The following is a 19,732-nucleotide window of genomic DNA, read 5'->3' as shown; positions in this document are numbered from 1 at the left end:
TCGGTCATCTTCTCGGCTGTCGTGTCGGAGGCCCGCGTCAGCGGATGGTCGGCGTCGGCAATCCCTCGGCCGTCGGCGGGACGACCGTCTCCGGCGCCTGCTCCTGTGTCTTCGGTTCTACGCCCGCGGCACCGGTGTGGGCCGCGGCCGGCGGCGGCGTGTCGCGGACCAGCGCGTTCGGCACGCCGTCGGCGCCGGTCGGGTTGACCGTCGACGTCGTCGGCGCGGCGCCCTGCGCTCCGATCACGCTGCCGTCGCTGAGGCGCAGGTAGCTCGCGCTGCCGCCGACGACCAGGCCCAGCTTCGAGGCGGCGGTCGCGAGCGCCTGCGGGGAGCTGATGCCGTCCAGATCCTGGGCCGCCGCCTGCGCCTGCCAGGTCAGCTGCCTGTTCTGCTGGCTGAGCTTCGCGACGACGAAGGAGTCCTGCGTGGTCGCGATCGTCAGGGCGATCTGGGCTCCGCCGATGAGGGCGGCGCCCGCCAGCGCGACGACGGCGTAGGCCATCCGCGGACGGCGACGCCGCGCGGACCGCTCGACGGCGTGCAGGTGGCGCTCGGGCGCGGCCTCGACCGTGCGGGGCCGCTGCAGGGCGTTCTGTGCCAGGCTCATCGCGCGGCGCTCCTCTGATCTTCTCTCACGCGTTCGGCGGCACGCAGGCGCACCGGGATGGCCCGCGGGTTGGCGGCGCGCTCCGCCTCGTCCGCGAGCTCCGCCCCCTTGGTCAGCGTCCGGAATCGCGGCGCGTGCTCTGGCAGCTCGACGGGCAGTCCCGCCGGTGCGGTGGATGCGGATGCCGCCGCGAAGGCCTGCTTGACGAGCCGATCCTCCAGCGACTGGTACGACATCACGACGATGCGTCCGCCGACCGTGAGCGCCCCCATCGCGGCGGGGATCGCGTCCGCGAGCACGTTGAGCTCGCGGTTGACCTCGATCCGCAGCGCCTGGAACACCCGCTTGGCGGGATGCCCGGCCCGGGCCACGGCGGCGGGAGTCGCCGCCTGCAGCACCTCCACGAGACGGCCGGAGCGCTCCAACGACTCCTCCCCCCTGGCCTGCACGATCGCGCGGGCGTAGCGCCCGGCGAGCTTCTCCTCGCCGTAGCGCTCGAAGATGCGGCGCAGCTGGCCCTCGCTGTAGGTGGCGAGCACCTCCGCGGCGGTGACGCCGCTGGACTGGTCCATGCGCATGTCGAGCGGCGCGTCCTTGGCGTACGCGAAGCCGCGATCGGCCTCATCCAGCTGCAGCGAGGAGACGCCCAGGTCGAACAGGATCCCGGACGCCCCCCTGGCGTGCTCGCCGATCGCGTCGTAGACGGTGTGCACGAGCGTCACGCGGTCGCCGAAGCGGGCGAGCCGCTCCCCCGCGATCCGCAGCGCATCGGTGTCGCGGTCGAGGCCGACCAGGCGGATGTTCGGGAGGCGCTCGAGGAACGCCTCGGAGTGCCCGCCCATGCCGAGCGTGGCGTCGACGAGGATCGCGCCGTCGTGCTGCAGCGCAGGGGCCAGCAGCTCGACGCAGCGCTCGAGCATCACGGGGGTGTGTATGCGACGGATGTCCATGATTTCCTTCGGCCTTCCGGTCCCTGACCCTGATCCCCATCCGCTCGACCCGGCACCGGGGAAGGTGCGCCGGGGTGGGAGCGGCTGGGAGTCACAGTCAGGGGCCGTCTAGAACAGGCCGGGGATCACCTCCTCCTCAAGCTCGGCGAAGGCGTCCTCGTGTCCTTCGGCGTACGCGTTCCACGCCGCCGCGTCCCAGATCTCGGCGTGGGCGCCGACGCCGGTGACGATGAGTTCCTTGCCCAGTCCCGCGTAGGCGCGGAGGTGGGCGGGGATCGTGATCCGGTTCTGGCTGTCGGGCATCTCGGCGCTCGCCCCGGAGAGGAACATGCGCAGGAACGCCCGCGCCTCCTTGTTCGCCAGCGGGGCCTGGCGGATGCGCTCGTGCACGCTCTCGAACTCGGCGGTGCTGAACACGTACAGGCAGCGGTCCTGTCCGCGGGTGACGACGATGCCGCCGGCGAGATCCTCGCGGAACTTGGCGGGGAGGATGACGCGGCCCTTGTCGTCGAGCTTGGGGGAATGCGTGCCGAGCAACATGCGCCTCTCCCCCTTTCGCCGCCGTTTCCTCCACTTTACTCCACTTCCCTCCAAATCGATACCTTCTCGTGTCCCCAGGGCGACCCGAGCGGGCATGACGAAGGCCCCCGTTCCGCGGAATCACGCGGAACGGGGGCCGGTGGAGGAAGGTGGAGGGGCTGAGGGAGGAAAAGGGAGGATCCCGGCGGCGCGGGCCCGCGGAACAGACCGAGGGCCCGGTCGCCGAAGCGTCCCGGGCCCTCAGAAGGTCGGAGTGCGGAGGTCAGTGCTCCTCGTGGCGCCGATCCCAGCGATCGTTCATCCGGTCCATGAAGGACGGGGATGACTCCTTCGAGGTCGAGCCGGCAGCGGCATCGCGGTCGCCCGAGCGTCGGACGGGAGTGAGGGCGAGCATCAGTCCGCCGAGCATCGCCGCGAACGCGACGACCCCGATGATGATCCCGCCGATGTTGCCCACCACGACGCCCACGATCAGGCCACCGACGCCGGCCAGCAGCAACAGGGCTCCGTAGATCAGATTGCGATAGCTGAGCGCGCGGTCTCCGGCGTGCGCGGAAACGACGTCGGCGTCGTTCTGCATGAGATGGCGTTCCATCTCATCGAGCAGGCGCTGCTCCTGTTCGGAGAGTGGCATTTCGTCCCCCTCGGGTGGTCTTCCGCTCAGTCTACGCGTGTGTGGATGCACCAGGGTAGGGATTCCGCTGGGAGTTGGTCATCACCTCGCCGCACGGGCGGCCCACCCGGCGCGCACGCCGCTCGGTAGGCTGATGCCGTGGCTTCCTCCTCCGTGATCGACCAGGTCTCCACCCGTCTCGACGCCTGGCTCGTCCGGATGCGCGAGGAGACCGCATCCTACGGGCCGGACGCCTCGGCGTTCGTCTCTGCGGCGGAGGCCACGCTGCGCGGCGGCAAGCGCCTGCGCGCCCGGTTCTGTCACGCCGGATGGGCCTCGGTCGCCGGCCTCCAGGGGATCGACCAGGAGCCGGCCGCGCTCTGGGACGCCTGCGCCGCGCTCGAGGTCTTCCAGTCCGCGGCGCTCGTGCACGACGACCTGATCGACAACTCCGACACCCGCCGGGGCCGCCCCTCGGCCCACCGCGCCTTCGAGGCCTCGCACGGCGGGCAGGGCTGGAGCGGCAGTGCCGGCGAATTCGGCCGTGCGGCCGCCGTCCTCCTCGGCGACCTGCTCGTGGCCTGGAGCGATGATCTGCTCGAAGCCGGCATCGCTGCCAGCGCGCACGCCGCGGCCGTCCGCGCCGAGTACGCCCGGATGCGACGGGACGTGACCATCGGGCAGTTCCTCGACATCGCCGAGGAGTCCGCCTGGAGCGTCAACGACGACGACGACCATGCCGAACGCGCGCTGCGAGTCGTCTCCCTCAAGGCCGCCCGGTACAGCGTCGAGCAGCCCCTCCTCATCGGCGCGGCGATCGCGGGCGCCGACGAGGCTCAGCAGGAGGCGCTGCGCGCCTTCGGGCACCCGCTCGGCATGGCGTTCCAGCTCAGGGACGATGTGCTCGGCGTCTTCGGCGACGAGCGGCTCACGGGCAAGCCCGCCGGCGACGACCTGCGCGAGGGCAAGCGCACCCTGCTCATCGCCTGGACGCGCCAGGCGCTGGCGCCGCAGGGACGCCGCGTCGTCGACGAGCTTCTGGGCGACCCGCAACTGACCGCCGACCAGATCGCGAGCCTGCAGGCGATCATCTCGGAATCCGGGGCGCTGCACCGGATGGAGCAGCTCATCTCCGAGTACGCGTCCGCCGGCGAGGAGGCGCTCCAGGGCGCCCCCCTCGACGCCGGCGCGCTCGAGCTGCTGCGGGGACTCGCCCGGGACGCGACCCAGCGCACGGCCTGACCGGCCGCGGAGCCCGTCCCGGGACCGTCGAGGACGGCTCAGGCGAGGGTCCGGGCGACCCGGCGCACCTCGCTCTTGTGCCCATCCCGCAGTGCGGCGATCGGCGACCGGCCGATGGACTCCTCGTCGGCGAGGAGCCAGTCGATGACCTCGTCATCGCTGAAACCGGCGTCCTTCAGGGCGATGATCGTGCCGCGCAGGGAACCGAGCGGCTGACCGTCCTTGAGGAAGAGCGCGGGGACGGCCAGCGCCCCGTTGCGCCGCGACCCGACGAGGTGCTGCTCGTCGAAGAGGCGATGCACGCGACCGAGCGACTCGCCCAGGAGCTCGACGAGGTCGGGAAGGGTCAGCCATTCGACCTCGGAGGTCGGGATCTCTGATTCAGACACCCTGCAATGCTCTCATCCCGGCGGCCCGGCACGGTCGTCGGCGGGCTCCTCGCCGGACGATCACTCCCTTCACATCTGTCACTTGTGTTGACTTGCGATGACTTCCGTGCCAGCGTCGAGGGGCCGACGCGCACCGCTGCGCCTCTGCGAGAACGTCAGAATCGGGGGATCCATGACGACCACAACGACCCAGCGACGCGCTCTCGGCGTCGCCGCTCCGACGGTGCTGCTGACGGCCGTGGCGAGTGCGCTCGTGTCGGCACCCGCACAGGCGCAGACGTTCTCCGCACTGCCGCCGCTGAGCGCTCTGCCGACCGGAGCGGCGCTGGCCGCACTCGCGTCGCGCAGCGTGCCCGCCGAGGTCGCCCCGGCCACCGAGTACACGGTGCAGGACGGCGACACCCTCTGGGACATCGCCCGGGCGCACGGCACCACGGTCGCCGCCCTCTACCAGGCCAACGGCCTGGGGGCCGACTCGATCATCCATCCGGGGCAGACCCTCTCCCTCGTCGAGGCCGCGCCCGCTCCGGCCCCGGCTCCGGCAGCTCCCGTCGCCGCTGCGCCGGCCTCGGAGTGCACGGTCGCCGCCGGCGACACTCTGTGGTCGATCGCGGAACGGCACGGGATTGCCCTGGCCGACCTCTTCGCGGCGAACGGCCTGTCCCCCGACTCGATCATCTATCCCGGGCAGACGCTGCGGCTGTCCGCACCGGCTCCCGCGTCCGCCCCGGCTCCCGCCTCCGCGTCCGCCGCGCCCGATGCCCCGACGCCCACCGCGCTCGACACCTACTCCGCTCCCCCGGTCGTGCTCGACGACGAGCAGACGGCGAACGCGCTGCTCATCATCCGGACCGGACGCGAGCTCGGCGTGCCCGCACGCGGCATCGCGATCGCCCTGGCGACCGCCATGGTCGAGTCCGGCCTCACGAACGCCCCCGGCGGCGACCGCGACTCGATCGGGCTGTTCCAGCAGCGTCCGAGCACGGGGTGGGGCACGCCGGAGCAGATCGCCGACCCGTCGTACGCCGCCCGCACCTTCTTCACCGGCGCCGCGCACACGAACGGCCTCCTCGACATCCCGGGGTGGGAGGATCTGGGCTTCGGCGCCGCCGCGCAGGAGGTGCAGGTCTCGGCGTTCCCCGGACGCTACGACCTGTGGCAGCCGCAGGCCGAGGCCTGGCTCGCGGCTCTCGGCTGATCCTCAGGACCGCACGTCCCGGGCCTGCGCACCCCGTGATCGGTCGTCGACCGCCCCGGGAATCCGGGGTCCGCGCCTGCTCGGGGCACCACCGGCGACCGGACGGATTCCGGATCCGCATGATGGAAACGAGCCTGCACGCGAGCCGCTCCCGGGGCTCTCAGCGAGTTCTCCCTAGAATCTTGTCGTGACGACCAGCCAACAAGCCGATCCCCTCATCGGGCGGCTCGTCGACGGTCGCTACCGCGTCCGCGCGCGGATCGCGCGCGGCGGCATGGCCACCGTCTACGTCGCGACAGACCTGCGCCTGGAGCGCCGGATCGCGCTCAAGGTCATGCACGGCCACCTCAGCGACGACTCGGTGTTCCAGAGCCGGTTCATCCAGGAGGCCAGGGCGGCCGCACGACTGGCCGATCCGCACGTCGTCAACGTGTTCGACCAGGGTCAGGACGGCGAGCTCGCCTACCTCGTCATGGAGTACCTGCCCGGGATCACCCTGCGTGAGCTGATGCGGGAGCAGCGCCGCCTCACCGTCGCGCAGACGGTCACGATCATGGACGCCGTGCTGTCGGGTCTCGCCGCCGCGCATCGCGCCGGCATCGTGCACCGCGACGTCAAGCCGGAGAACGTGCTCCTCGCCGAGGACGGGCGGATCAAGATCGGCGACTTCGGCCTCGCCCGCGCGACCACGGCGAACACCGCCTCGGGCGCGCAGCTCATGGGGACGATCGCCTACCTCGCGCCCGAGCTCGTCACCCGCGGCACGGCGGACGCCCGCAGCGATATCTACGCCCTCGGCATCATGCTGTACGAGATGCTCACCGGAGAGCAGCCCTACAAGGGCGAGCAGCCGATGCAGATCGCCTTCCAGCACGCGACCGACTCCGTGCCGCGCCCGAGCGTCCGCAATCCCGGCGTCCCCGAGCAGCTCGACGAGCTCGTGCTCTGGGCCACCGAGAAGACCCCCGACGAGCGTCCCGCCGACGCGCAGGAGATGCTCGACCGGCTGCGCGTCATCGAACGCGAGCTCGGCGTCACCCCCACGCCGACCGCGACGACGGCGAAGACCACGGCCCTGCCGCTGCGCGACACCGCGGATCAGACCCTCGTACTGCCCGGGCCCGCGTCCGCGACGGCGGCCGCGCCCGTCGCGGAGACCCCGCTGGACAATGCGACGCTGCTGCGGCGTCGCACCGCGCATCGACGATCGCGCGGGGCGCTGCTGCTCGTGCTCGTGCTGCTGCTCGCCGTGGCGGCCGGCGGCACCGGCTGGTGGTTCGGATCCGGTCCCGGGTCCAAGCTGTCCGTCCCCGACGTCGCGGGCAAGACCTGGGAGGTCGCGGCCGCCGCGATCACGAAGGACGGGATGACGCCCGTCCAGGGCAACGAGAACTCGATCACGGTCCCTGCGGGTCAGGCGATCCGCACCGATCCCGGCGCGGGCGCCCGCGTCGACCGGAAGGCCAGGATCACCGTGATGATCTCGGCCGGCCCCGCGAAGCACGATCTTCCCCGGCTCGACGCGATGACCGAGGACCAGGCGAAGAAGGCGCTGGCGCCCTTCCACCTGGAGATGCAGGACTCCGTGGCCCTGTTCTCGGGCGCCGACAGCGGGATCGTGATCAACGCCGAGATCACCCCGCGCTCCGGGGCCGCCGGATACGAGTGCGGCGAGGGATGCAGCGTCTTCGAGGGAGACCAGATCCGTCTCCTGGTGTCGCTGGGTGCGGTGCCGGACGTCTCGGGCATGACGGTCGGCGACGCGACGAGCAAGCTCACCGCCGTGCGCCTCAAGGTGAACCCCGACTCCAATTACTCGTACAGCGACTCCGTGCCCAAGGATCGCGTGATCGGCTACGGCGACCGCGAGGGCGGCGGGAACTGGCGTCCCGACGACACCATCACGCTGAACGTCTCCAAGGGACCGGAGCCGATCACGGTGCCGAACGTGGTCGGCGCGAACCTCGCGGATGCGATGAAGACGCTGAGCGACGCCGGGCTCAACCCGCAGACGAGCGTTCCCGATATCGCGTGGAGCCTGTTCCAGGTCACGTCCACGGATCCGAAGGCCGGCGACAGCGTGGACAAGAACTCCACGATCCGCGTCAAGGTCAGCGGCTGACCCGGAGCGCTCCCGCCCCGTTCCCGGGGCGTCGAGCGCGCTGCCGAAGGCAGAGCGACGCGAAACGCGGCGCTCTCGCAAGAGCACCGCGTTTCGTCTCGGTCGCGCTCCCCGCGTCCTCGCTCGACGACCCGGGGGGATCCGCGCGTCAGCGCTTCTCGAGCTCCTCGGCGACGAGGAAGGCGAGTTCGAGCGACTGCATGTGGTTCAGTCGCGGGTCGCACAGCGACTCGTACCGGGTCGCGAGCGCCGCCTCGTCGATCTGCTCGGATCCGCCCAGGCACTCGGTGACGTCGTCGCCGGTGAGCTCCACGTGGATGCCGCCCGGGAAGGTGCCGACGGCACGGTGCGCCTCGAAGAAGCCGCGCACCTCCTCGACGACGTCGTCGAACCGGCGGGTCTTGTACCCGGTGGGCGTCGTGATGCCGTTGCCGTGCATGGGGTCGGTGACCCACAGCGGCTGCGCCCCGGAGTCCTTCACGGCCTGCAGCAGCGGCGGCAGCGCGTCGCGGATCTTCCCGGCGCCCATGCGGGTGATGAAGGTGAGGCGCCCCGGCTCGCGGTTCGGGTCGAGCTTGTCGATGAGCGCGAGCGCCGTCTCGGGGCTCGTGGTCGGACCGAGCTTCACACCGATCGGGTTGCGGATCTTCGCGAAGTAGTCGACGTGCGCGCCGTCGAGCTCGCGGGTGCGCTCGCCGATCCAGAGGAAGTGCGCGGACGTGTTGTACGGCGTGAGCGTCCGCGAGTCGATGCGGGTCATCGGACGCTCGTAGTCCATCAGCAGGCCCTCGTGCCCGGTGAAGAACTCCACGCGCTTGAGCTCGTCGAAGTCCGCACCGGCGGCCTCCATGAACTTGATGGCGCGGTCGATCTCGGCGGCCATGCGCTCGTAGCGCTGGTTGGCCGGGTTCTGCGCGAAGCCCTTGTTCCAGGAGTGCACCTCGCGGAGATCCGCGAAGCCGCCCTGGGTGAAGGCGCGGATGAGGTTCAGCGTCGACGCGGCGGTGTGGTACCCCTGCAGCAGACGACCGGGGTTCGCCTCGCGGGATCCCTCGGTGAAGTCGTAGCCGTTGACGATGTCGCCGCGGTAGGCCGGCAGCGTCACGTCGCCGCGGGTCTCCGTGTCGCTCGAGCGCGGCTTGGCGAACTGCCCGGCCATGCGCCCCATCTTCACCACGGGCATGGACGCGCCGTACGTGAGCACGACCGCCATCTGCAGCACCGTCTTGATCCGGTTGCGGATCTGGTCGGCCGTGGCTCCGGCGAAGGTCTCGGCGCAGTCGCCTCCCTGGAGCAAGAAGGCGTTCCCGCTCGCAGCGCGCGCGAGGCGCTCGCGGAGGTTGTCCACCTCACCGGCGAAGACGAGGGGAGGCAGCGCGGCGATCTGCGAGGAGACCTCGGCGACGCGCTCGGCGTCGGGCCACTGCGGCTGCTGCTTGATCGGGAGGGCGCGCCACGAGTCGAGATCGAGAGGCTGAGGCATCCCCCCATCCTAGGGTGCCGGAAAGGGTGCGGATCGCTCTATGAAGCCTGCGCGGCCAGGCGCTCCTTGACCGTGGAGGCGTAGACGTCCTCGTAGTGCTGCTCCCCCAGACGCTGCAGCGCGACCATGATCTCGTCGGTCACGGAGCGCAGGATGTAGCGGTCGTTCTCCATGCCCGCATAACGGGAGAAGTCGAGCGGCTCGCCGATCACCATCCCGACCCGCATGATGCGCGGGATGCGCTGCCCGGTGGGCATCGCGATGTCGGTGTCGACCATCACGACGGGGATGACGGGGACCTTCGCCTCCAGGGCCATCCGCGCGATGCCGGTGCGGCCCCGGTACAGCTTGCCGTCGGGGCTGCGCGTGCCCTCGGGGTAGATGCCGAGCAGGTCGCCCCGCCCGAGCACGCCGAGACCGGTGTTCAGGGAGGCCTCGGAGGCCTTCCCGCCCGAGCGGTCGATGGGCAGCTGCCCGGTGCCCTTCATGAACATCCGCGTGGCCCAGCCCTTGATGCCCCGGCCGGTGAAGTAGTCGCTCTTGGCGAGGAAGGACATCTTCCGGTCCAGCATGAGCGGCAGGAAGATCGAGTCCGAGAAGGACAGATGGTTGCTCGCCATGATCGCGGCGCCCGTGACGGGCACGTGCTGACGGCCCACGATCCACGGGCGGAAGATCGCCTTCACCAGCGGGCCGATGGCGATGTACTTCATGAACCAGTAGATCATCGCCCGCAGTCTATCCCGCCGCCGCGACGAGGACGAGAGGCGGTTCGGATCCTGCGACGCAGTTTCACCGATCATGCGACTCAATCTCATCCTGGTCGCCCTCTCCCCAGGCGTCCCATGGCATAGACTCCTGGGAAGCATGTACCCGTCCGGCCCCGAAGGAGTTGCCGTGGTCCAGTTCGAAGTCCCCGCGATCGTCAAAGCCGCCCCCGAGGACAACATCACCGACCTCCTCGAGCAGCGGGTGCAGAAGACCCCCCATCTCGCGCTGTTCTCGGTGCCAGACGGCGCCGGGTGGCGCGACATCAGCGCCGCGGACTTCCGTGCCGCGGTGATCGCGCTCGCGAAGGGCTTCGCCGCCGCGGGGATCCAGCCCGGCGAGAAGGTCGGCTTCCTGGCCCGCACGACCTACGAGTGGACCCTGGTCGACTTCGCGCTGTTCTATGCGGGCGCGGTCATGGTTCCGATCTACGAGACCAGCTCCCCCACGCAGATCCAGTGGATCCTGGAGGACTCGGGAGCGATCGCGCTCATGGTCGAGTCCCCGGAGCACTTCACGCGCTTCGACGAGGTGCGCGGCGACCTCCCGCTCGTCCGCGACGTCTGGCAGATGCACCTCGGCGCGATCGCCCAGCTCACCGCCCAGGGGGCGGAGGTGGCCGACGAGGAGATCGAGCGCCGGCGCACGATCGCGAACGCGGCGGACATCGCCACCCTCATCTACACCTCCGGGTCCACGGGCCGACCCAAGGGCTGCGTGCTCACGCACAGCAACTTCGTGGAGCTCTCCCGCAACGCCGCGAAGTCGCTCGACGACGTCGTGTCCATCCAGGGCGCGTCCACCGTGCTGTTCATCACCACGGCGCACGTCTTCGCGCGGTTCATCTCGATCCTCGACATCCACGCGGGCGTGCGCACCGGCCACCAGCCCGACACGAAGCAGCTGCTCCCCGCGCTCGGATCCTTCAAGCCGACCTTCCTGCTCGCCGTGCCCCGCGTGTTCGAGAAGGTCTACAACTCCGCGGAGCAGAAGGCCGAGGCCGGCGGCAAGGGAAAGATCTTCCGCGCCGCCGCCGCGACCGCGATCGAGCACTCGCGCCTGGTCGAGGAAGGGGCGAGGATCCCGCTCGGCATGAGGATCAAGTTCGCCCTGTTCGACCGGCTCGTCTACGCGAAGCTGCGCGAGGCGATGGGCGGGAACGTGCAGTACGCGATCTCCGGATCCGCGCCGCTGGGCGCCCGGCTCGGCCACTTCTTCCACAGCCTCGGGATCACGATCCTGGAGGGCTACGGCCTCACCGAGACCACCGCTCCGGCCACCGTGAACACGGCGCACAAGTCGAAGATCGGCACCGTCGGCCCTGCCCTCCCCGGAGTGGGCATCCGCCTGGCCGAGGACGGCGAGATCGAGGTGCGCGGCATCAACGTGTTCAAGGAGTACTGGAACAACCCGGAGGCGACCGAGGCCGCGTTCGACGAGGGCTGGTTCCGCACCGGCGACCTCGGCTCCTTCGACGACGAGGGCTTCCTCACGATCACCGGCCGCAAGAAGGAGATCATCGTCACCGCCGGCGGCAAGAACGTCTCCCCCGCGGCGCTCGAGGACCCGATCCGGGCGAACCCGATCGTCGGCCAGGTGGTCGTCGTCGGCGACCAGAAGCCCTTCATCGCGGCGCTCGTGACGCTCGACCCGGAGATGCTGCCGACCTGGCTGGCGAACAACGGCCTTCCCGCCGACATGTCCCTCGCCGACGCGGCGAAGAACGACGCCGTGCGCGCCGAGGTGCAGCGGGCGATCGACGTCGCCAACACCCGGGTCTCGCGCGCCGAATCGATCCGCAAGTTCACCATCCTGCCGTCGGAGTGGACCGAGGCGAGCGGGCACCTCACGCCCAAGCTCTCGATCAAGCGCAACGTGATCATGAAGGACTTCGCGCCGCAGGTCGCCGAGATCTACAACGAGACCACCGCCACCACCACGGTGCCGCTCGGCTGATCGCGCGAGCAGGAGGAAGGGCCCCGGGGATTCCCCGGGGCCCTTCCTCCTGCCCGAATCCGCGGCTGCGTCAGAACAGGTCGTTGAGCCTGCTCCACGACAGCCGCTGCGCCGTCTCGGTCGCGACGCCCGCGTTCACGACCTCCTGCGCCATGCGGAGAGTCGCCGCATGAACGGCCTCCGCGACCGCGGATCCCACACTGATCCGCGCGGCGCCCGCCTCGGCGAGCTCTGCGACCGGGAGCGTGGTCGCGTCGAGAGCCACGTTCACGGGCACCTCCACCGCACCGACCAGCGCTCGCAGCGCCGTCGCGGACACCGCGCCGAGCACGAGGATCCCGTCGGCGCCCGCCTCGGCGTACGCGCGAGCGCGAAGCACGGTCTCGCTCATCCACCGCTCGGCGTCGCCGAGCAGGGAATGCGTGTCGATCCGCGCGTTGATGAAGGGGTTGCACCCCGACGCGTCCGCTGCGGCGCGTGCCGCGGCGACTCGCTCCGCCTGCTCGCCCGGCGCACGGAGGGAGTCCTCGAGGTTGACGCCCACGACGCCCAGGGCGACGGCCTCCGCGACGGTCTCGGCGACGGCCGCCGGCCCGGCTCCGAAGCCGTCCTCCAGATCCGCCGTCACCGGAAGCCTGCCGTCCACCGCGACGACGATCCGCTGCAGGGCGCGCAGCGCGGTGTCGCGGTCGAGGCGGTGCCCGTCGGCGCTGCCGTTCGCCCAGGCGATCCCGGCGCTCGTCGTCGCGATCGCACGGAGGCCGGCCTGCTCGGTGATCCTGGCCGACACGGGATCCCAGGCGTTGACGAGGACGAGCGGATCCCCCGGGACGTGGAGCGAGCGGAACCCGTCCGCCCGGGCGCGCTGCGCCGCCGGAACCGTCATGCCGATCCCTCCCGCATCAGAACCAGGAGCTCTCGCGCACCTCGCGCATCGCGACCTTCCGGGTCTCGGGATCCAGCCGGGAGAGATAGACCTTGCCGTCCAGGTGGTCGGTCTCGTGCTGGAGCGCCTGAGCGAGCAGGCCCTCCCCCTCCAGCACCACGGGCTCGCCGTCGAGGTCGATCCCCTCGACCCGCGCCCAGGGGTGGCGCAGCGCGTCGTGCCACAGGCCGGGCACCGACAGACAGCCCTCGCCGGTGGGCACGGGCTCCCCGCGCACCTCGACCAGCACCGGGTTCAGCACATAGCCGATGTCTCCGTCGATGTTGTAGCTGAAGGCGCGCAGCGCCACGCCGATCTGCGGCGCCGCGACGCCGGCTCGGCCGGGCAGCTCGACGCTGTCGACGAGGTCGGCGACGAGGGCGCGCACGCCGTCGTCGATGGTCTCGATCTCCGCGCACACCGTGCGCAGCACCGGGTCTCCGAAGAGGCGGATCTCGCGGACCGTCATCAGGCGGCCTGCGCTCTCAGGCCCTCGACCACGACGGCGGCCAGCTCGCGCGCCGCCTGCCGGGTCTCGGGCTGGAGTGCGGCGAAGGAGATGGCGCTGCCCGCGGCGATCCGCGCGTCGTACGGCACGCGCAGCACGTGCGCCACGCGGGTGCGGAAATGCGCCTCGAGCTCGCTCAGCCGGACGATCGGGGATCCCGGGCTGGACTGGTTGAGGACGACGACCGCCTCCCGCACCTTGTCCGCGTATCCGTTCGTCTCGAGCCAGGTGAGCGTCTCGGAGGCGAGGCGCGCCTCGTCGACGCTGAGACCGGTGACGATCACGATCGTGTCGGCGCGGTCCAGCGTGGCGGCCATGACGGAGTGCACGATGCCGGTGCCCGTGTCGGTCAGCACGAGCGAGTAGTAGTGCGCGGCCACGGACGCGACCTGGTCGTAGTCCTCGTCGTTGAACGCCTCCGAGACGCGCGGGTCCGTGTCCGATGCCAGCACGTCCAGGCGGGTCGCGTCACGGGACACCACCGCCGAGATGTCGTGGTAGCCGGTGACCTGATCGTGGATGCGCACCAGGTCCCGCACGGTCTTGCTGTTCGTGCGCGCGATGCGGTCGGCGAGCGTCCCGCGGTCGGGGTTCGCGTCGACGGCGATGACACGGTCCTCGCGCGCGTCGGCGAGGGCCATGCCGAGCAGCGCGGTCACCGTGGTCTTGCCGACCCCGCCCTTGCGGCTCAGCACCGGCACGAAGCGCGCCGTGCCGGGAAGGGGCGCGGCGATGCGCGCGCTCAGCGCCTTCCGCTGCTGGGCGCGCTTGCCGTCGCCGAGGTTGATGCGACGACCGGAGATCGTGTACAGCAGATGGCTCCACAGGCCCTCGGGCTCGGGCCCCGCGAGCCGCGAGGTGTCGAGCAGCCGGTCCGCCGTCAGCAGATCGGCGCTCTCGCGCTCGCGGTCGCCCAGCTGGTCGAGACGGCGCGAGGCGAGCTCCGTCTCCGGCGCGGGGGCGGCGTCTCCGTTCACGGTCTGCTCCTCGGCTCGGGGGACGGATGCGGGAGGTGTCGCCGGCGTCGGACGCGGCTCGACCGGGCGGAGCGTCATCGGCGACGGCGCCGGCCAGGGAGCGCGGACCGGGGCCGCCGCGGGTTCCGTCATGGGGCTCTCGGCTGCCGCGGCCGCGGGCTCCACGCGCGCGGGCTCCACGCGCGCGGGCTCCTCGGGGGCGTCCGTCTCCGACTCGTCCCGCGGCTCGACGGCAGCGGTGCCGGCCTCGTCCTGGGACGGGGCCTGCGCGCCGTACCCCGGGCGCTCCGGCTGTTCGCCGTCGGGCGAGCGCGGCGCGCTCGGGTGCGACTCCTGCGCCGTGCTCGAGTCCTCCGGCACGGGCGCATCGGTCGCGACGGCGTCGTACGGCGCCTCCGCGGCGTCCGGGTCCACATGACCCTCGGCTTCGGCTTCGGCTTCGGCTTCGGCTTCGGCTTCGGCTTCGGCTTCGGCTTCGGCTTCGGCGAGATCGTCATCGGCTTCGGCCGCGGCGGGCTCGTCAGTGGCTTCGGCTAGATCGTCAGCGGCTTCGGCGAGCTCGTCGTCGACCTCGGAGTCCGTCATCTGCTCGGCGGCGTCGGCCTGCTCGGCGGCGGCCGTCGGCTCGTCGTCGGCCTCATCCGTCTCGTCCCCCTCGACGAGCTCAGCGACGACCACGGTCTCCTCGGCGGCAGGCGCCGGGATCTCGATCACGATGTCCGGGACGCCGGTGCCCTGATGGATCCGCCCGATGCCGTCGTCCTCGCGGACGAAGGCTGCGGGATCGGCCTCGAGGACGAGATCGGTGAAGGCTTCGCCCTCGGTGACGTCGTCATCGACGAGGTCCTCGTCGTCGGCCGAGGGCAGCGTCACCGGGACCTGCGCCGTCGCCCCGCCGAGCAATCCGATGCCGGCGGTGCTGATGGCGCCCGTGCTGTCGAGCACGCCGAGCGTCTCCTCGGCGTCTTCGCCCTGCGTGTTCCTGCGTTCTGTGCTCATGCTGGTCTGTCTCTCCCCCGCGGCGCGCCCCGGTGGGGAGCGCATCGCCCGCACAAGATTAGTGCACGGCGACGGGGGCGCACACGACGGCGGGTTCCGGAGGGCGGCATCGCGCTGCCGCCCTCCGGACTCCTCACGCCGGCTGCGACGGCCGGATGACGACGATCAGGTCCCCTGCCTCGACCTGCTGCGTGGCGCCGATCGCGAGCCTCTCGATGACGCCGTCGACGGGTGCGGTGATCGCCGCCTCCATCTTCATCGCCTCGATCGAGGCGACCGGCTCCCCGGCGCGAACGGCGTCGCCGACCTCGGCCTTGACCGTGACGACGCCCGAGAACGGTGCGGCCACCTGGCCCGGCTTCGAGGTGTCGGCCTTCTCGACCTCGCGCGCGTCGACCGCGACGGAGCGGTCCCGCACGAACACGGGCCTCAGTTGTCCGTTCAGCGTCGTCATGACGGTGCGGATGCCCTTCTCGTCCGCCTCGCCGATCGCCTCGAGGCCGACGTAGAGCTGCACACCCGGGTCGATCTCCGCCACGTGCTCCTCGCCCGGCACCAGTCCGTAGAGGTAGTCCGGGGTCCCGAGGGCGGACAGATCCCCGAACGCCGCACGGGTGCGCTCGAACTCCGCCGCCGGTCCCGGGAACAGCACGCGGTTGAGGGTCTGCCGACGCTCGCGGCTCTCGCCGTCGAGGGCCTGCTGCTCCTCCGCGGTAATCGGGACGACATCGATCGACACCGTCCGGCCGGCGAGCGCCTTGGTGCGGAACGGCTCCGGCCATCCGCCGGGGAGATCGCCCAGCTCACCGGCCATGAAGCCGATCACGGAATCGGGGATGTCGTAGTTCTGCGGGTTCTCCTCGAAGTCCGCGGGGTCCGCCCCCGCCGCGACGAGCGCCAGGGCCAGGTCGCCGACGACCTTCGACGACGGGGTGACCTTGGGGATCCGGCCCAGGATCCGGTCTGCGGCGGCGTACATGTCCTCGATCCGCTCGAAGTCGTCGGCCATGCCGAGCGCGATCGCCTGCTGGCGCAGGTTGGACAGCTGCCCGCCCGGGATCTCGTGATGGTAGACCCGTCCGGTCGGGGCTGTCAGCCCGGACTCGAAGGGACGGTAGAGCTGGCGCACGCCCTCCCAGTAGGGCTCGAGGTCGCCGACGGCCTGCAGGTCCAGCCCGGTGTCCCGCTCGGTGTGGGCGAGGGCCGCCACGAGCGCGGACAGCGACGGCTGGCTGGTGGTGCCCGACATCGGCGCCGCGGCCGCGTCGACTGCGTCGGCGCCGGCCGCGCTGGCGGCCAGCAGCGTCGCGAGCTGACCGCCCGCGGTGTCGTGCGTGTGCACCTGGACCGGAAGGTCGAAGCGCTCCCGCAGGGCGGCGACGAGCCGTGCCGCCGCGGCGGGCCGCAGCAGCCCCGCCATGTCCTTGATGGCGAGGATGTGCGCACCCGATTCGACGATCTGCTCCGCGAGGCGCAGGTAGTAGTCCAGGGTGTACAGGTCCTCCGCCGGATCCAGCAGGTCGCCCGTGTAGCAGAGCGCGACCTCGGCGACGGCGGTTCCGGTCTCCAGCACCGCGTCGATCGCCGGGCGCATCTGCGACACGTCGTTGAGGGCGTCGAAGATGCGGAAGATGTCCACGCCGGTCGCCGCGGCCTCGCGCACGAACGCGTTCGTCACCCCGACGGGACGCGGCGTGTACCCGACGGTGTTGCGTCCGCGCAGCAGCATCTGCAGCGGGATGTTGGGCATCGCGGCCCGCAGCGCCTCCAGGCGCTCCCACGGATCCTCGGCGAGGAAGCGCAGGGCGACGTCGTAGGTCGCACCGCCCCAGGCCTCCATCGAGAGGAGCTGCGGGGTCATGCGCGCCACATGCGGCGCGACGCGCACCAGGTCGCGGGTGCGCACCCGCGTGGCGAGCAGGGACTGGTGCGCATCGCGGAAGGTCGTCTCGGTCACGGCGAGAGCGGTCTGCTCGCGCAGCGCACGGGCGAAGCCCGCCGGGCCGAGCTGGAGCAGCCGATCCCGGGCGCCCGCCGGCGGCGCCGCGCTCAGGTCGATCGCGGGGAGCTTGCTGCCCGGCGACGGCGACAGCGGCTTGTCCCCGTAGGGCCGGTTCACCGTGACATCGGCGAGCCAGTTCAGCAGACGGGTCGCGCGGTCCCTCGAGGGGTTGCTGGTGACCAGCCCCGGCCGCTCCTCGATGAACAGCGTGGACAGGTCGCCGACGACGAACGCCGGGTCGTCGAGCACCGCACGAAGGAAGGGGATGTTGGTGGAGACCCCGCGGATCCGGAACTCCGCGAGCGCGCGCTTGGCCCGCGCCACCGCGGCCGGGAAGTCGCGGCCTCGGCAGGTGAGCTTGGCGAGCATCGAGTCGAAGTGCGGGCTGATCTGGGATCCCGCGGCCGTGGTGCCGCCGTCGAGGCGGATGCCGGCCCCTCCCGGCGAGCGGTACGTCGTGATGCGACCGGTGTCGGGACGGAAGCCCTGGGCCGGGTCCTCGGTCGTGATGCGGCACTGCAGCGCCGCACCCCGCAGCTGGATGTCGTCCTGCTCCAGCCCGAGGTCCGCGAGCGTCTCGCCCGCGGCGATCCGGATCTGCGACTGCACGAGGTCGACGTCGGTGACCTCCTCGGTGACCGTGTGCTCGACCTGGATGCGCGGGTTCATCTCGATGAACACGACCTCGCCCGCGCGCTCCCCCGCGGTCTCCAGCAGGAACTCGACCGTGCCGGCGTTCTCGTAGCCGATCGACCGGGCGAAGGCGACCGCGTATCCGTGCAGGGCGTTGCGGGTCTCGTCGTCGAGGTTCGGCGCCGGCGCGATCTCGACCACCTTCTGATGCCGCCGCTGCACGGAGCAGTCCCGCTCGAACAGATGCACCGTGTTCCCGGCGCCGTCGGCGAGGATCTGCACCTCGATGTGGCGGGGCCGCTGCACCGCCTGCTCGAGGAAGACCCGGGGGTCGCCGAACGCGCTCCCCGCCTCGCGCATGGCCTCGGCCAGCGCCGGGGCCAGATCGCCCAGCGACTCGACCCGGCGCATCCCGCGTCCGCCGCCGCCCGCGACCGCCTTGACGAAGATCGGGAAGCCGATGGCCTCGGCCTGCGCGACGAGTGCGTCGACGTCGTCGGAGGCATCGGTCGACCGCAGCACCGGCACGCCCGCCGCGACCGCATGCTGCTTCGCGGTCACCTTGTTGCCGGCCATCTCCAGCACGTGCGCCGGAGGCCCGATGAAGGCGATGCCGTTCTCCGCCGCGCGGGCGGCCAGCTGCGGGTTCTCCGAGAGGAAGCCGTACCCCGGGTAGATCGCGTCCGCACCGCTGGACAGCGCCACCCGGATGATCTCGTCCACATCGAGATAGGCGCGCACCGGGTGCCCGACCTCGCCGATCTGGTAGGACTCGTCCGCCTTCTGACGGTGGAGGGATCCACGGTCCTCCCAGGGGAAGACGGCGACCGTCTTCGCTCCCACCTCGAATGCGGCTCGGAACGCGCGGATGGCGATCTCACCACGATTGGCCACAAGGATCTTCTGGAACATGGCACCTCGAACACTGTTCTGCGCGACGACGCGCATCGGGGGGCTGAGTGTGTCCTCAGCCTAGAGGAAGGTAACGTGGTCTCCGTGCACGTACTCAGCGTCAGTTCCCTCAAGGGCGGTGTCGGAAAGACGACCGTGACCCTCGGCCTCGCTTCGGCGGCGTTCGCCCGCGGCGTCCGGACCCTCGTGGTCGACCTCGACCCGCAGTCCGACGTCTCGACGGGCATGGACATCCAGGTCGCCGGGCGGCTCAACATCGCCGACGTCCTCGCCAACCCCAAGGAGAAGGTGGTCCGTCAAGCCATCACGTCCTCCGGCTGGGCGAAGGTGCATCCGGGAACCATCGACGTGCTCATCGGCAGCCCGTCCGCGATCAACTTCGACGGGCCGCACCCGAGCGTGCGCGACGTCTGGAAGCTCGAGGAGGCGCTCGCCGCCGTCGAGGCCGACTACGACCTCGTCCTCATCGACTGCGCGCCGTCACTGAACGCGCTCACCCGCACCGCGTGGGCCGCGAGCGACCGCGTCATGGTCGTCACCGAGCCGGGCCTGTTCTCCGTCGCCGCCGCCGACCGCGCCCTGCGCGCGATCGAGGAGATCCGCCGCGGCCTCTCCCCGCGGCTGCAGCCGCTCGGCATCGTGGTCAACCGCGTGCGCCCCCAGTCGATCGAGCACCAGTTCCGCATCAAGGAGCTGCGCGACATGTTCGGCCCGCTGGTGCTGAGCCCCCAGCTCCCCGAGCGCACCTCCCTGCAGCAGGCGCAGGGCGCCGCGAAGCCGCTGCACATCTGGCCCGGCGACTCCGCGCAGGAGCTCGCGGCCGACTTCGACACCCTGCTGGACCGGGTCATCCGCACCGGACGCATCGCACTGCCGGAGGACACCCGCGCCTGAGCGCCGGGCGC

At 71.4% G+C, this 19,732-nt stretch carries 16 protein-coding genes; 5 read left to right on the top strand and 11 right to left on the bottom strand.

The window, feature by feature from the left end:
* Window positions 1-37 precede the first annotated feature (37 nt).
* The 4 genes from WFJ17_RS16450 to WFJ17_RS16435 all read right to left on the bottom strand — a co-directional run bounded on the left by WFJ17_RS16450 (window position 38) and on the right by WFJ17_RS16435 (window position 2,734).
* Window positions 38-610: a hypothetical protein gene (locus WFJ17_RS16450; protein ID WP_251442013.1), complete on the bottom strand. Its 573-nt coding sequence runs from the start codon at window positions 608-610 to the stop codon at window positions 38-40.
* Window positions 607-1,560 carry a 16S rRNA (cytosine(1402)-N(4))-methyltransferase RsmH gene (gene rsmH / locus WFJ17_RS16445; RefSeq protein WP_336648977.1) on the bottom strand — a complete coding sequence of 318 codons (954 nt, stop codon included), beginning with the start codon at window positions 1,558-1,560 and terminating at the stop codon, window positions 607-609. The genes WFJ17_RS16450 and rsmH overlap by 4 nt, the downstream gene beginning before the upstream one ends.
* A 108-nt stretch (window positions 1,561-1,668) precedes the next feature.
* Window positions 1,669-2,100: a division/cell wall cluster transcriptional repressor MraZ gene (mraZ, locus tag WFJ17_RS16440; protein ID WP_251442017.1), complete on the bottom strand. Its 432-nt coding sequence runs from the start codon at window positions 2,098-2,100 to the stop codon at window positions 1,669-1,671.
* 262 nt (window positions 2,101-2,362) lie between these two features.
* Entirely contained in the window at window positions 2,363-2,734 is a 372-nt protein-coding gene (locus WFJ17_RS16435) for a DUF3040 domain-containing protein (protein WP_251442020.1), read from the bottom strand.
* Between the two features lie 198 nt (window positions 2,735-2,932).
* Between WFJ17_RS16435 and WFJ17_RS16430 the strand changes: the two genes are divergently transcribed.
* Window positions 2,933-3,955 carry a polyprenyl synthetase family protein gene (locus tag WFJ17_RS16430; protein WP_442928001.1) on the top strand — a complete coding sequence of 341 codons (1,023 nt, stop codon included), beginning with the start codon at window positions 2,933-2,935 and terminating at the stop codon, window positions 3,953-3,955.
* A 38-nt stretch (window positions 3,956-3,993) separates the two neighbouring features.
* Here the strand turns inward: WFJ17_RS16430 and WFJ17_RS16425 are convergent, their stop codons facing one another.
* Window positions 3,994-4,344, bottom strand: a complete 351-nt coding sequence (locus WFJ17_RS16425; protein ID WP_251442022.1) for an Rv2175c family DNA-binding protein — start codon at window positions 4,342-4,344, stop codon at window positions 3,994-3,996.
* Window positions 4,345-4,516: 172 nt separating this feature from the next.
* Between WFJ17_RS16425 and WFJ17_RS16420 the strand changes: the two genes are divergently transcribed.
* Window positions 4,517-5,542 (top strand): LysM peptidoglycan-binding domain-containing protein, encoded by a 1,026-nt coding sequence (locus WFJ17_RS16420; protein WP_336648975.1) that lies wholly within the window; start codon window positions 4,517-4,519, stop codon window positions 5,540-5,542.
* Between the two features lie 187 nt (window positions 5,543-5,729).
* Window positions 5,730-7,664, top strand: coding sequence for a Stk1 family PASTA domain-containing Ser/Thr kinase (gene pknB / locus WFJ17_RS16415; RefSeq protein WP_336648974.1), 1,935 nt, complete (start codon window positions 5,730-5,732; stop codon window positions 7,662-7,664).
* Window positions 7,665-7,812: 148 nt separating this feature from the next.
* On the opposite strand, the gene WFJ17_RS16410 is transcribed toward pknB, so the two are convergent.
* Both WFJ17_RS16410 and WFJ17_RS16405 read right to left on the bottom strand, forming a co-directional pair.
* Window positions 7,813-9,147: a class II 3-deoxy-7-phosphoheptulonate synthase gene (locus WFJ17_RS16410; RefSeq protein ID WP_251442030.1), complete on the bottom strand. Its 1,335-nt coding sequence runs from the start codon at window positions 9,145-9,147 to the stop codon at window positions 7,813-7,815.
* Window positions 9,148-9,185: 38 nt separating this feature from the next.
* Window positions 9,186-9,875: a lysophospholipid acyltransferase family protein gene (locus tag WFJ17_RS16405; protein ID WP_251442033.1), complete on the bottom strand. Its 690-nt coding sequence runs from the start codon at window positions 9,873-9,875 to the stop codon at window positions 9,186-9,188.
* 169 nt (window positions 9,876-10,044) lie between these two features.
* Between WFJ17_RS16405 and WFJ17_RS16400 the strand changes: the two genes are divergently transcribed.
* On the top strand, window positions 10,045-11,871 hold the full coding sequence (locus tag WFJ17_RS16400) for an AMP-dependent synthetase/ligase (protein ID WP_292886171.1): 1,827 nt from the start codon (window positions 10,045-10,047) through the stop codon (window positions 11,869-11,871).
* A gap of 70 nt (window positions 11,872-11,941) precedes the next feature.
* Here WFJ17_RS16400 and WFJ17_RS16395 read toward each other — a convergent pair whose 3' ends face one another.
* From WFJ17_RS16395 to WFJ17_RS16380, 4 genes are all read right to left on the bottom strand, one after another.
* Window positions 11,942-12,757, bottom strand: a complete 816-nt coding sequence (locus tag WFJ17_RS16395; protein ID WP_336648973.1) for an isocitrate lyase/PEP mutase family protein — start codon at window positions 12,755-12,757, stop codon at window positions 11,942-11,944.
* Between the two features lie 16 nt (window positions 12,758-12,773).
* A complete protein-coding gene (locus tag WFJ17_RS16390; protein ID WP_251442043.1) occupies window positions 12,774-13,265 on the bottom strand; it encodes a peptide deformylase in 492 nt (163 codons plus the stop codon).
* Window positions 13,265-15,280 carry a MinD/ParA family ATP-binding protein gene (locus WFJ17_RS16385; protein WP_336648972.1) on the bottom strand — a complete coding sequence of 672 codons (2,016 nt, stop codon included), beginning with the start codon at window positions 15,278-15,280 and terminating at the stop codon, window positions 13,265-13,267. Before WFJ17_RS16385 ends, WFJ17_RS16390 begins: the two co-directional genes overlap by 1 nt.
* A gap of 133 nt (window positions 15,281-15,413) precedes the next feature.
* Window positions 15,414-18,827, bottom strand: a complete 3,414-nt coding sequence (locus WFJ17_RS16380; RefSeq protein ID WP_251442049.1) for a pyruvate carboxylase — start codon at window positions 18,825-18,827, stop codon at window positions 15,414-15,416.
* Between the two features lie 84 nt (window positions 18,828-18,911).
* Between WFJ17_RS16380 and WFJ17_RS16375 the strand changes: the two genes are divergently transcribed.
* Window positions 18,912-19,721, top strand: a complete 810-nt coding sequence (locus WFJ17_RS16375) for a ParA family protein (RefSeq protein WP_251442406.1) — start codon at window positions 18,912-18,914, stop codon at window positions 19,719-19,721.
* The last annotated feature ends 11 nt before the right edge of the window (window positions 19,722-19,732 follow it).

The organism is Microbacterium sp. MMO-10, assembly GCF_037148715.1.
Taxonomy (GTDB): domain Bacteria; phylum Actinomycetota; class Actinomycetes; order Actinomycetales; family Microbacteriaceae; genus Microbacterium.
The sequence above is the reverse complement of the archived record's forward strand: the minus strand, read 5'-3'. Positions and strand labels throughout refer to the sequence as shown.

What these genes read in the sequence shown, in the direction of transcription:
- WFJ17_RS16450 (WP_251442013.1), bottom strand. Translation starts at nt 610, where the DNA reads ATGAGCCTGGCACAGAACGCCCTGCAGCGGCCCCGCACGGTCGAGGCC.
- rsmH (WP_336648977.1), bottom strand. Translation starts at nt 1,560, where the DNA reads ATGGACATCCGTCGCATACACACCCCCGTGATGCTCGAGCGCTGCGTC.
- mraZ (WP_251442017.1), bottom strand. Translation starts at nt 2,100, where the DNA reads ATGTTGCTCGGCACGCATTCCCCCAAGCTCGACGACAAGGGCCGCGTC.
- WFJ17_RS16435 (WP_251442020.1), bottom strand. Translation starts at nt 2,734, where the DNA reads ATGCCACTCTCCGAACAGGAGCAGCGCCTGCTCGATGAGATGGAACGC.
- WFJ17_RS16430 (WP_442928001.1), top strand. Translation starts at nt 2,933, where the DNA reads ATGCGCGAGGAGACCGCATCCTACGGGCCGGACGCCTCGGCGTTCGTC.
- WFJ17_RS16420 (WP_336648975.1), top strand. Translation starts at nt 4,517, where the DNA reads ATGACGACCACAACGACCCAGCGACGCGCTCTCGGCGTCGCCGCTCCG.
- WFJ17_RS16410 (WP_251442030.1), bottom strand. Translation starts at nt 9,147, where the DNA reads ATGCCTCAGCCTCTCGATCTCGACTCGTGGCGCGCCCTCCCGATCAAG.
- WFJ17_RS16405 (WP_251442033.1), bottom strand. Translation starts at nt 9,875, where the DNA reads ATGATCTACTGGTTCATGAAGTACATCGCCATCGGCCCGCTGGTGAAG.
- WFJ17_RS16395 (WP_336648973.1), bottom strand. Translation starts at nt 12,757, where the DNA reads ATGACGGTTCCGGCGGCGCAGCGCGCCCGGGCGGACGGGTTCCGCTCG.
- WFJ17_RS16390 (WP_251442043.1), bottom strand. Translation starts at nt 13,265, where the DNA reads ATGACGGTCCGCGAGATCCGCCTCTTCGGAGACCCGGTGCTGCGCACG.
- WFJ17_RS16385 (WP_336648972.1), bottom strand. Translation starts at nt 15,280, where the DNA reads ATGAGCACAGAACGCAGGAACACGCAGGGCGAAGACGCCGAGGAGACG.
- WFJ17_RS16380 (WP_251442049.1), bottom strand. Translation starts at nt 18,827, where the DNA reads ATGTTCCAGAAGATCCTTGTGGCCAATCGTGGTGAGATCGCCATCCGC.